Raw genomic sequence first — 13,053 nt, 5'->3', positions numbered from 1 at the left:
TCAGATATGAATTGGGAGCAGAGATCGGGGAACTTAACGACTTGCAGCAATCATGGCAGCCATTAAGACCGTCGTGTTCCAGCGCTCGGTATACCGAATTCCATTGATAAACAGGGCTGGGGCAGTCGTCACTCCACTCTGCATTCCGCCTTCAATATCTTCGTTGATATGATCGACATGCACTTGCTTAGACAATTCTTTGAGAAATTGAGGAATGTCAAGCCCTAAATCATTGGCGTACTCGACAAGATAACCATTCTCCAACTTTTGTTGATGGGTAAATAAAGTATCATTCATTAACCAAAACTGTCCTTGGGCAGCGGCGGCTTCGGCAGCTTGGGCTGCCCGTTGAGCATGAGGATGAATTTGTGTTTGCGGAAAATGGCGGAAGATAAAGCATAAATAATCCTCTCCTAAAGAAGCACTAAGCTCCCGTTTAATCACTTTAATCAGCTTGTAAACGTCTGCACTTCTAGGGCATTGATAGTCTCCATACATCACCAGTACTACCTTGGCACTCAGCACACCTTCCATCCAATCTTGGGTTGAAGGCAAGACAAGTAAGGAACTGTGGCTGCGATCGTCGTTCATCTTTCTACATCTGCATCAAGCATGGAACCTTGCAATTAACTTGCTCAATTCATTGCCTGCATAACTGTTTGCATAAATTCAATATAGGCGATCGCCTTCAAGCCGTCGTCTATAACGAGTTAAAATTTTTACCGTACAAATTGATAGAACAACCACACCATCGTGGAGTAGAAAGCTGGTTCTAACTTAAGTTAGAATCCAAATTTGATCGAAAGTACACCCTACAGACTGACAATGCCGCGTTTAACGGCAACAATCACAGCTTGGGTGCGTTCGCTCACATCCAACTTATCCAAAATCCGTTAGTTGATCAAGGTTGTTTGCACGTCTTCATGAACCGCCCATTGCAACCCGCACGATGGGTGGGGTGTGGGCAGGAGAAACACCTGCCTCGACCCGATTAGCCTGCTTGTTGGGGCGTTACGGACACTCTTATCGGGAATGCGGGGCGAGGAACTGATAACCAACTCCTCGCCTTCACTTTTTTTATTTTGTGCGTGCACGTTGCAATTAGGTGCTTTTACACAGGTGCCATTTGCCGATCGAGCTTGGTCTCTCGTCCATCTCGTTGCACAGATTGAGCTTTGTCATAGCTCTCCATCAGGGCGCGGTAAGGCGGTATGATGTGGTCAACCGCAACAGCGGCAAACTCCATTGCGTCCGGACGGTTCCACGTGTTCATGAGTTCGCTGATTACTGCGAAAGTGTCGATGGGCATCGCTCCTGCTTGGACGACCCGGGCCAGAGTGAGGTCGGTCGCCATCTGGCTCCAGTTGCCGGAAGCGTCAATGATCGTGAAGACCTTGTAGCCGGCGGCCAGTGCGCTCAGCGTCGGAAACGCCATGCAGACGCTGGTGAGAGTTCCAGCGATGAGAAGAGTCTTTCGCCCAGTCTTCTCGATCGCGTCTACCCAAGCCGGGTTATCCCAGGCGTTAATCTGGCCTGTGCGCGGAATGTAAACCGCCTCAGGATTGTGCTGGTGGATTTCGGGAATCAGGGGACCATTGGGACCATCGGGCACCGAAGCAGTCGTGAAGGTCGGAATCTTGGCGAGTCGCGAGATCTTGGCGAGCGCCGTAACATTGGAGCGGAGGACTGGGAGTTCGATGTCACGCACAAGTTGGAAGAGTCCGCTCTGATGATCAATCAGCAGCAGTACGGCGTCGTTGGGATCGATCATTGTGTCGATGGTGTTGCTCACGGGTTTGTCTCCTTTTTCATTTAAATTCAGTCAATGTCATTTTTTCCTAGCTATCTGGGGCGTGTCCAGTTCTAGTACTCAGCTTCTTTCAGAATAAGTTCAGTATAGGAGATCGCCTTCAAGCCGTCGTCTATAGCGAGTTAAATTTTTTACAGTACAAATTGATAGAGTAACCATTCCATCGTAGAGTAGAAGGCTGGTTATAACTTAAGTTAGAATCCGAACTCGATCGAAAGTACACCCTACAAACTGACAATGCCGCGTTTAACGGCAACAATCACAGCCTGGGTGCGATCGCTCACATCTAATTTATTCAAAATTCGATTGACATGGGATTTAACCGTGCCTTCACCAATACTCAAAGCATCAGCAATCTCGGCATTGCTCATCCCCTGTGCCAGTGAGCGGAGTACCGCCAGTTCTCTTTCACTCAGTTCTGGATTGCTGAGGCGCTGTACCAACTTTGCTCCCACATCGGGCGGAATATACTGCCGACCCCGATGAACGGTACGAATGGCATTTAGAAGTTCGTCAGGTTCAGTTTCTTTCAACAGGTATCCTTTTGCTCCTGCCTGCAATCCCCGATAAATATCTTCGTCACTATCATATGTTGTCAGTACAATAATCCGAGCAGATTTAGCGGTAGCACGAATTGCACCGATGGCGGCAACTCCTTCAACTTCAGGCATTCGCAGATCCATCAGCGTTACATCCGGTTGGTGTTCCCGAAAGGCGGCGATCGCCTGTTCCCCATTTTCGGCTTGGGCAATCACCTTCATATCTGGGTCACGGTTAATAATCGTGGCTAATCCTTGCCGAAAAATGGAATGATCGTCTGCAATCAAAACCCGAATTGTCGTGGTTTGGCTCATCGTGATGCTCACTCAAGGGTTGACGGTGACAATAATCTCTGTTCCTTGCCCAGGTTGACTCCTAATCGTCAGTTGTGCGCCGATGCGCTCTGCTCGTTCGCTCATGCCTAATAAGCCAAAACCATTAGAGGATGGAACACTCCCAACTCCAAAGCCCTGCCCATTGTCTTTCACGCGCAAGCAAAACCGATTACGATCATATACTAGCTCCACTCGAATCTCCTCAGCATTGGCGTGTCTGGTAGCATTGGTTAATGCTTCCTGCCCAATTCGCAGTAGGTTACTCTCGACTTCAGTTGGTAGAGAATACACTGCACCCTCGATCTCATAATATAAAGTAGTATCCATTGCGGCAGTTCTGAGTTGAGCGACGAGACGATGTAGAGCGCTCTGTAAACTGCCCTCCTCCAAAAGCTGAGGACGGAGCGCTACTACCGATCGCCGCGCTTCAGTCAGTCCAGTTCGCGCCAATTCTTTGATCAGGTCTAGATGTGCCTGAGTTGCTTCTAAATCATCCGTTAGCACCTGGTTTGCAGCTCCTACCTGAGCCAGAATGCCTGTAAACGCCTGAGCGAGTGTGTCATGAATTTCGCGTGCCATGCGGTTACGTTCTTCCAAAATTGAGGCGGCTTCTGCTTGCTTCAGCGCCGTAATATCTCGCGTTAGCCAAATCACCTGATCGTGGTCGATTGGTGCAATGCGAGCCGAAAACCACGCTTCTCGTCCATTTAGAAACGTACTGTACTCGACTGTGAGGATTTGTTGGGTTCTCAGCACCTGCTGAATATAACTTAGAAATTCATCGGCTTGTTCCTTTCCGAGTTGATGCATGGTTTTACCAATCATCTCCTCAATGGGTTGCCATAGCAGATTTGGTTCCAGTACGATTATTTCAAGGAATCGCCCTTCAGCAGTCAGTACAAATAATGGATCGGGAATTGCCTCAATTAGAGTCCGTAGCTTTGACTCTGAGGCTTGTAGGGCTTCTTCTGCTTGCTTGCGATCGTCTTCGATGCGCTTGCGATCGCTGATGTCCCGCTGTACCCCGAATTGTCCGATGATTCTGCCTTGACTGTCATACAGGCAGATATAATTTCCCTCAATCCAGATTGCCGTTCCATCCGATCTGCGTTCATCCGTTTCGATACATAGCTTCCCAGCATCAAGAAATTCCCGCCACACCCGTTTGCCATAGGCTAGATCGTGGGCATACAGGTCGTTGGGAGTAAAACCAATAAACTGCTCCTGGCTAATCCCATACTGAGCGAGTATGGCATCGTTGGCTTTTGTAACCCTCTGGTGGGCAAAGACATAATCCAAAACCTGATCCTTATCAACGCTGCTATCCCACTGCACGGGTTGATCCAGCATCATGATGAAAAATCCGTCAAGGGAATGAGAGAAAGATACATCCAAAAGTTGCTCACTTTCACGCAGTGCCTCTTCTGCTCGTTTGCGATCGCTGATATCCGCAATCACGCCTTCGATGTATCCATCGGTTGCATTCAGATAAGAAGAGAAAAGTACCCAAAACACTGTCCCATCTCGTTTTCGCATCTGTGCTTCATAGCTTCGCACTTCCCTATCACGCTTCAGCAACTCAAGGAATTGTTGGCGATCGCTGGGATTTACATAGTAGTCTGTGGCGTGTTCAAGCCCAATGCTCTCCTCTGGTGAATCAAAGCCAAACAGATTGGCATGGCGTTGATTGGCATCGAGAAGTAATCCATCCGAGAGGCGGGTTCGGAAGATGCCGACCTGCGAGTTTTCAAAGATAGTTCGGAACTTGGCTTCACTGCGTTGTAATGCCTCTTCTGCTTGTTTGCGCTGGGTGGTGTCATTACCAACCGATAAGATTTCAACTACATCTCCCTGTTCATTGAAGATGGCTTGATTAGACCAGGAAACCCAAACTCGCCGACCGTCTCGACACAGGTTTTCACCCTCGCCTTGCGGGTACGATTGAGGATTGCGAAGTAAATCGTGAACAAATGGTTTGACATCGCGTCCAGAGGTTTCGATGTCTGGAATGATTGTTTCAAATAAGGTTCGCCCTAAAATCTGATGTTCTTCATAGCCCAAGAATTTCACCCCATAATCGTTGATGTATCGAATCCGTCCTTGTGGATCATAGCGAATGATGACTGAATTCGCGGTTTGTAGCAAGTTGCGATAATTCGCTTCACTTTGTCTCAATGCGGCTTCGGTTTGTTGACGTTCAGCGATCTCCTGCTGTAAGGCTTGAGTTCGCGCTTCTACTTTCCTTTCCAGTGTTTCGGAATAATCTGCTAACCGTTCATACAACCGAGCATTTTCTAGTGAAATCGCTGCCTGAGCAATCAACAGTTTGAGAACTTGCAAGCGATCGCTGGTAAACACTCCAGTGCTGAGATTGTTCTCTAAATAAAGGATGCCAATCAGTTGACTTTGCTTGAGAATTGGCATACAAAGGAGCGATCGCGTCTGTTGGCGTTGAATATAAGAATTAGTTGAAACAGACGCTTCGCTGACTGCATCATCAAACACTAGAGTTTCTTGAGTGCGTTCTACCGATTGAATGACGGAAACAGGAATTGTTGCACAGCCAGCAACAGTGGTCTTTTCCAGGTTGCACTGTCTACTCCCACTGCACTGAGCCACGACAGTGAGCTGATCGTCTTCCAGGAGAATCAGAGCGCCAGTTTCGGCTCCGGCATTTTCTATCACCACCTGCATCAACGTGGCAATCAATTGATCGAGATGGATGATTTCTGAGAGGGCTTGAGCCGCTTTCATCACCGCAGCCAAATCGATCGCCGCAGTCGAATGACTGATTGTTCCCTCGATCAAGATTGAATTCGATTGCCGAATTGGGTTGGAATTGAGTAGTTGCGGATAGCGTTTTTCTAAGTCTTTAACTTTAGCTTTTGCACCCCAGCGATCGTAGCAATAGTGCGCCTCTTTCATGTAGGTTTGAGCAATTTTTTCTCGACCTCGCGCTAGATAATGTTTAGCCGCTAATTCATAAGCCAATGCTTCTTCTTGGATAAACTCATTTTCAGCAGCACCTGCGATCGCTCGTTCATAAAACTCTTCAGCCTCAAGAAATTGCCCTAAGACTCGCGCTTTCTCTGCCTCGACTAGATGAAATTTATGTAGATAATTCATTGGGGCGTGTTCTGCCCATTTTTGCATCTTTTCTTGGTTGGTACTAACACAACTCAGCCAAGCTGCTTTTTCAGCGCTCGAAGCATCAAGCGATAGGCTCAAAAGCGCCAGAGAATGGTAGAAACAGAATACAGGTAAAACCGTTATTGCTGTCACCTCTTCAAAATATTGCCTTGCTAAAATGGCAGTCTGTACAGCTTGATGATATTCTTCAAATAGATAACACAGTATAACTTTGTGCAGATACAGCATTTGAATTGCAGTTCCATCTTTAACTGCAATAGCGTGTGGTAACGCCTGCTCTTCATTACATAGCCTACCAACTAAGCGGCTGGGATTAAGAGACCTATCTAGCAAATTAAGAATGGTCTGCCACAATATTGCAAGCCAATTCGAGGGGCTTTCCCGTCTGATTTGGTCGATCGCTTTGCTGTAAGTTGCTGTTTTTTGTTCCAGTTGGGTAAGTTCCTCTCCAGCAAAAAACGAGTTATGGCACACGTAATATGCAGCATAACCAGCTATTTCAAAGTCTCCAGTTTCCACTCCATTCTGATAAGCATCAGCCAGCATGGGTATTGTGTTCTTAAGATGCACCTTCCAGTGCATGATATGGACACTCGAAAACATTAATGTTTTAGCATTTCCTCTGGTATTCAATCGTTCTGCCAAACCCAGAGCCAATTTGCCTAACTCATAACCGAGTTCAATGTCTTGAACAACTCCACATAAAACAAACCCGTAGCAAGCATAATACAGTGATGACCAGATAGCATTCCCGTAGTTGATTGATAAATTTACCGTTTTGAAAGTAATCAGTATCCACAGTGCTGGTAACATTATAAATGCAGCAGACCCCATATTCGCTAGGATTGACATAGCTGCCAGGGGTTCTGGTGCAGTCATCTCTGGTAAATTAATCAAGTCTTCGATTTCTCGTTCAGCGAGTAGTGCACCCGTTGACTCCAATTCCCTTTGAATATCTGCCTGACTTGGATTTTCTATTAAATCTATTCCCAAGAGCTTTAACGCTTCCAATCCAGTTTTTAGTGCTTCTTTCAGGTTGCCCTGTGACAAATATCCTTGAATTCTGCTATCGTAAGCCTGCACTTTGTCAACCACTGTTTTGGCACGATCGAGTACCACTTCTACCAACTGTTCCATCTCATCAAAGCGACCCTGGAGATACGCCGCTTCTGCTGCTTCTGAGTACAGCGCTAAGGTGAGGTCATACTCACTCTGCCAACTCTGTTTCTTGAGGAGTTGAAGCCCTGTAGTGAAATACTTAAAAGCTGCTTCATAAGCCGTTGCTGCCTTTGCTTTCTGACCTGCCATTAAATTCAATCTAGCAATTTCAGTTCGTTCTGATTGAGCAGTGACTAGCTCAACTCCCTGATCGAGATGATCTACAATTGCAAACAGTCGATCGGATCGTTGCTCTGGTAAAGTTTTTTCGAGTAAATTGCGACCGATTTGGAGATGAACCACTTGTTTGCACGACTCATCAATCAAGGCATAAGCGGCTTGCTGGACGCGATCGTGCGAAAACTTATACTCTTGCACTAATAAGTCTTCGTCTAAGTCAGACAAGGGTTGAATTAATCCAGTTTGTATTGCTGCTAGTAAATCCTGAAAAATTGCTTTCGGTGATTTTTCGCAAACGATCGCCAAGGTTTCTAAATCAAACTCAGACCCAACACAAGCGGCGATGGAGAGAACTTGCTGTGTTGCTTCCGGCAATTTCTGCAACTGACGCAACAGCAACTCCACTACATTATCAGTGATATCTTGAACTTCAATCTCAGCCAAGTTCCATTGCCAGTTCAACTGTTGTGCATCAAAAGTCAACAGATTTTCGCCATACAGCATTTTCAAAAATTCACCGACAAAGAAAGGGTTGCCCTCGGTTTTACGTGACACAGTTTGGGCTAGGGAATGAACCGTTTCAGGATTGTGATGTAATGTCTCAGCTAACAGTTGACTCAACGATTCCAATGTTAAGGGGGTCAGAATGATTTCCTGAAGAATTGCTCCCTGGTTTCGCAGGTTCTCTAGCGTCAAAACCAATGGATGCGTTGGAGACACTTCATTATCTCGATAAGCTCCGATCAAAAACAGATATTGGGTTTGCTCGTCAAGTAAGATGAGTTCGATTAACTTCAGCGTCGCAGAATCGATCCACTGTAGATCATCTAAGAAGATGACCAGGGGATGCTCTTTTGCACAAAACGCCCGCATAAACCTTTGAAAAGTTAGATTGAAGCGATTCTGTGCTTGGGTTGCTCCAACTTCTGGTACGGGCGGCTGCTTGCCAATGATTAACTCAACTTCTCTTATGACATCAATGATGATTTGTCCATTGCTTCCCAAAGCGGTGAGCAGGCGCTCTTGCCATTGTTGCAACTGCTCATCTGGTTCCCCCAGTAGTTGCTGCACCAATTTTTGCAGGGCATGGGCGATCGCGCTATAAGGAATATTGCCCCCAAATTGGTCAAATTTACCTGATATGAAATAGCCGTGCTTTGCCGTGATGGGTTTGTAGAGTTCCTGCACCAATGCTGTTTTGCCAACGCCAGCGTAACCAGCAACGAGCATGAGTTCGACATTGAGTTGAGCATTTTCTATGCCTGACTCTAGTTGACAAATTTCGCCGAATGTCTGTTTTCCAGCCACTCTGTCAAACGCCGCCAATAATGCTTCAATCTGGGCTTCTCGTCCATACAGTTTTTGAGGAATGCAAAACTGTTCGGAAACATCTTGTAGTCCCAACGACATGGCGTTAATCTGACCCATTTCTGCCAGTTGTTGAGCGCAGCGTTCTAGATCCGTTTTGATGCCCCAGGCACTTTGATAGCGATCCTCCGCATTTTTCGCCATCAGTTTCAAAATCAGGTCTGAAACGGGTTGGGGAATCGTCGCGTTTAATTCGTGCGGGGGAATCGGTGGTCTGGCAATGTGGCAGTGGACTAGCTCTAGGAGATCTTTGGTGGGAAACGGCAATTGTCCCGTCAACAGTTCGTAGAAGGTTACGCCCAGCGAGTAGAAATCGGTGCGATAGTCGAGCATCCGGTTCATCCGCCCGGTTTGCTCTGGCGACAAATAGGCGGGGGTTCCTTCCAGAAGATGGAGACTTTTGAACGTGGGATTGGTGCGACCCAAGCGAGTGGCAATCCCAAAATCAATGATTTTAACAACGCCAGTGTTCGGATTAAAGACAATGTTACCAGGATTGATATCTTTATGGATGACATGAGCCGCATGGATTCTGCCCAGAGTATGGGTAATGGCGATCGCCACATCCAAAAAAATCGACAAGGGCATGGGACAGAAGTCTGATTGCTGCCGCATCCAGTATTCTAAAGACTCTCCACCAAAGTCCTCCAGGAGAATAACCAGCGTGCGCTGGTAGTCTTGCTGGCTGTATGCCTTAACTACGCCTTCGATGTTGAGGGAACGGGTAATTTCATATTCCTGCCGATAACGAGTTAATTCCCCAGAAGAAGGATAATCCTGCTTCAGAACTTTAGCGATGACTGCACAATTCTCCCGTTCTCTTATGCCCCGATACACTAGAGAAACCGAACTTTCATAGATTTTGCTATGGATGGTAACTCCAGGTAAGGCAATCATTGGATTCTCTTGGGATGAGTGTCGTCAGCCATATCACAAAGTATATCGTTTACCAAACTCCAAAAAATAATCTCTGATCGCAAATTTGCCGAAGAGGAGGTCTGAAGCAGTTGCAGAGTAATAATTTGAGATCTTGTGGTAAAAGAGCTAATATGATGTCCGGCAAATTACCGATAATTAAGCACCCAGTTCAGACCACCAAGAAAAATTGGTTAAACCACGAACAAAATCAGGTTGGTTAATGATTTGGCGACAACGTTTGATTAACGCCTCCTCAACCTGATCAAGATTTTCAAAATCTCGATTGGCGATTGGTTGATTTGTAAGTGTCCATAAACGTTGTGCGGGTTGTAATTCTGGGGAGTGGGAAGGCAAAAATTCTAAATCTATACCCTGTGGTAGTTCTACTTGGTCGCGCTTTTTGCCACCCAGCTCGATCTACAACCAAGACAACCTGCTTACGAGTCCCAATGTCAAAGTGCTGAGCAAAATCTGCAAGTACTTTGTTAAATAATTGGATGTTGAGATAAGGTAGTATCCACCAATATGTTTGCCCAGATTGTGGGTGAACAAACCCGTAAAGCCACAACCATTTAAAACGCCAATTAATATTTGCGGTTCGTACTGTCCATTCATCAACCCAAATACGTCGAATTACTGGTTTCAAGCCAACTCGTTCGCGAAGCGTTGCCGAAGGCATTTGCTCGTCCATTGCCCATACTTCTACGTCGGAGTGTGGATGTTGTTAGCTGATTTGTTCGACTTTGGTCGCCAAATTTTTTTTTCCACTCCGCCTGTTCCTCTGGGCTTGAGTGTGTATGTTCTGGTCGGGGAACTCAAACGCGAAAGCCCATTTGCTTGAGATACTCCCACCCCCTTTGACGACTGACGGGGCGACCGATTAACGCAAGCTACCAATCTGCAACTTTTCTACCATTCCACTGTCCTCCCTCAGAGGAGTCGCAATGCAAGTCCGCTCGATTGCAATGCCTGCTGTACATCATCTAAAAGCGGTTCACTGCTTCCTTGATTTGAGCTGCGTTGATCTCCTAAGGTTTCTGGCCCGATCCGGTTATAGCCCCAAACCAACTCGTAAATCCAACTCCGGCTATAGCCTGTGACTGCCACCACTTCTTCAGTCCGTGAACCTTTGGCTAACAACCAAATTATCTGGTAATGTGTCCGCTTTACCGGCTCCTTGGCTTGTCGATAACCTCTTTCCAATTCTTCTAGGCTCAGATGTGCCTCGATTGTTACTCGTCTTGGCATTGCGATCTGCGCTCCGCGCAGCAGCGAAGCTATCGCACTTCATAGCATTCTGATTTATATTATGGGTCATTTGCCGGACATCATATAAGTCAAAAAAATTGGCACTGCCTCACAAATAATATCAAGTTCGGATGAACACTTATAAAAAACGAAGAACCTCACCCCGCATTTGAGTCTCGCAAACGCTCCCCTCTGGTGAACTCGCGGAGAGGGGCTGGGGGTGAGGTCGTTTTATCGTAACTAATTAGGCGAGCTTGATATAAATAGTATTGAAATCAATCACTACTCTCTTAACGCATACCCCACACCACGCAGAGTATGAATCAAGCGTTTTTCATTATTTTCTTCCAGTTTGAGACGCAGATAACGAATGTAAACTTCAATAATATTAGAATCACCCATAAAGTCATAACCCCAAACTTTCTCTAGAATTTGGTCTCTAGTAAACACCTGACGGGGATGGCTAAGAAGATACTCCAATAAATCAAACTCTTTTGCCGTTAGCTCAATCGCTCGTTTGCTGCGAAATACTTCACGAGTACGGCGATTTAAGCTCAAATCTTCAAACTGCAATACATCCTCATCTGTTTCTTGAGTGCGACGCAGATGGGCACGGATTCTTGCCAGCAGCTCCTCAATGCTAAATGGTTTGACGACATAATCATCAGCTCCTGCGTCCAAACCTGCCACGCGATCGCTCACTTCATCTTTTGCTGTCAACAAAATCACTGGCATTTTGTTCCCGGTTGTGCGTAAGCGACGGCAAACTTCTAACCCAGATAACCCAGGTAGCATCCAGTCAAGAATCGCTAAGTCTGGTGATTCCTCTCGCGCCAGAGTTAAACCCGTGATTCCATCATGCGCCACACTGACTTTGTAACCTTCGCTACTCAGTTCCAATTCGACAAATCGCGCCAGTTTGATTTCATCTTCAACCAGGAGGATATGCGCTGTCATATTTTTGCTCCTAATGCAGGTAATCTCAGAATAAAAGTGCTGCCATAACCAGGTTCTGAGCGAATTCCAACCTTGCCTCCCATGCGCTCCACAAGGCGTTTTACTATAGATAAACCCAAGCCTGTTCCTCCAGTCGAACGGGTACGGGATGGATCTACCCGATAAAAGGGTTCAAAAATGCGAGATTGATCTGCTAAAGGAATACCACAGCCGTTGTCACTTACTTCAATCACTGCCCAACCATCAACTTGAATCAGTTGTAAAGTCACTGGCTCACCTACATCCGAGTATTGAAAAGCATTGTCAATCAAATGGTTTAACGCCTGCATTAGCTGGTTGCGTTCCGCTTTGACTTTCATCGGAAACGGAACGACTTCAAGCTGGATTGCTCGATGGTCAAATTTTTCTCTCATCTGTGCTATTTCTGCAATCAAATCATTTAGTATCAATGGTTCAGCTTGCAAGGGCATAGCACTGCTACCTGCGCGTGCCAAATCCACTAAGTCTTGCACGATGCGAGTCATTCGTTCTGCGTCAGAAACAGCCATCTCTAGAGCCTCTTTCTGGGAATCTAATAAGTTTTGACTGCGTTGCAGAGTTCTCTGCAAATATGCATAAACCATACTGAGGGGTGTGCGTAACTCATGAGCCAAGTCGTTGGTAAACTGTTGCTGTTGTTCTCTAACCTCCATTAACCTTGTTAACAACTCATTCCACGTTTGAGCTACTGCTTTCACTTCGCTTGGTGTCTGATTTAACCGTGGGTGATACGAGCTCAGTTCAGCAGCGTGGGCAGCCGCCCACTGATTCATCTGTTGTAACGGCAAGAGCGATCGCCTAATAAACACAATGGTGAAAACTATAGTGGTGGCAAGCAACACAACGCTCATAGTTTCCAGATTTTTAATAATTGCCAACAGCTTGGGGTCATCATAAGACATACCATATTGTTGATAAGTCATAATGATAAACTGTTTTATTTCCCAACTTATCCATCTAGTAAAACTACTGATTCCTACTGTAAAGATAACGATGATTCCAATACTCAGGCGAAATTGTAGCGAAGAGGGGTCAATTCTTGCTCGAAGAACTTTCGCTAATTTTCTCCTAAACTGGTCTAGAAAATTCATTAAAGTGACTCATGCTCCTGCATTTTCTTAATTTAGGTAATCACATGTATGGTGATGCGTTCAAACAATAAACAATAAACTCTTTAATATATAATTTAACTGTAAAATAAAAGTTCCTGAGAAAAATGAGTTTTTCCTGAATAGAGTTAAAGCTTTTGGTTAGAAATTGGTCAGAATCTTGATATTTTATCTATAAAGCTCTTATGACCGGGACGATTTTAGATTTTAAATTTTAGATTTTAGATTGGGGGTTGGTCGG

6 protein-coding genes and 2 pseudogenes are annotated in these 13,053 nt (G+C 45.8%); all 8 read right to left on the bottom strand.

Going from position 1 to position 13,053, the window contains the following annotated elements:
* Positions 1-33 precede the first annotated feature (33 nt).
* Complete coding sequence (locus AC5590_RS22110; protein WP_169265568.1) at positions 34-591, bottom strand: DsbA family protein; 558 nt, start codon at positions 589-591, stop codon at positions 34-36.
* A 221-nt stretch (positions 592-812) separates the two neighbouring features.
* Positions 813-893: pseudogene (locus tag AC5590_RS22105) on the bottom strand (DNA-binding response regulator); the annotation flags it as partial.
* Positions 894-1,111: 218 nt separating this feature from the next.
* Positions 1,112-1,792: an isochorismatase family protein gene (locus AC5590_RS22100; protein ID WP_211178476.1), complete on the bottom strand. Its 681-nt coding sequence runs from the start codon at positions 1,790-1,792 to the stop codon at positions 1,112-1,114.
* Between the two features lie 242 nt (positions 1,793-2,034).
* Positions 2,035-2,664: a response regulator gene (locus AC5590_RS22095; protein WP_169265567.1), complete on the bottom strand. Its 630-nt coding sequence runs from the start codon at positions 2,662-2,664 to the stop codon at positions 2,035-2,037.
* 12 nt (positions 2,665-2,676) lie between these two features.
* Positions 2,677-9,438, bottom strand: coding sequence for a PAS domain S-box protein (locus AC5590_RS22090; protein WP_169265566.1), 6,762 nt, complete (start codon positions 9,436-9,438; stop codon positions 2,677-2,679).
* A 177-nt stretch (positions 9,439-9,615) separates the two neighbouring features.
* Positions 9,616-10,707 (bottom strand): annotated as a pseudogene (locus tag AC5590_RS22085) (IS630 family transposase).
* 282 nt (positions 10,708-10,989) lie between these two features.
* Positions 10,990-11,664 (bottom strand): response regulator transcription factor, encoded by a 675-nt coding sequence (locus tag AC5590_RS22080; RefSeq protein WP_169265565.1) that lies wholly within the window; start codon positions 11,662-11,664, stop codon positions 10,990-10,992.
* Positions 11,661-12,794: a sensor histidine kinase gene (locus tag AC5590_RS22075; protein WP_169265564.1), complete on the bottom strand. Its 1,134-nt coding sequence runs from the start codon at positions 12,792-12,794 to the stop codon at positions 11,661-11,663. The genes AC5590_RS22080 and AC5590_RS22075 overlap by 4 nt, the downstream gene beginning before the upstream one ends.
* Positions 12,795-13,053 lie beyond the last annotated feature (259 nt).

It is taken from the genome of Brasilonema octagenarum UFV-OR1 (assembly GCF_963888615.1).
GTDB classification, from domain to species: domain Bacteria; phylum Cyanobacteriota; class Cyanobacteriia; order Cyanobacteriales; family Nostocaceae; genus Brasilonema; species Brasilonema sennae.
The sequence above is the reverse complement of the archived record's forward strand: the minus strand, read 5'-3'. Positions and strand labels throughout refer to the sequence as shown.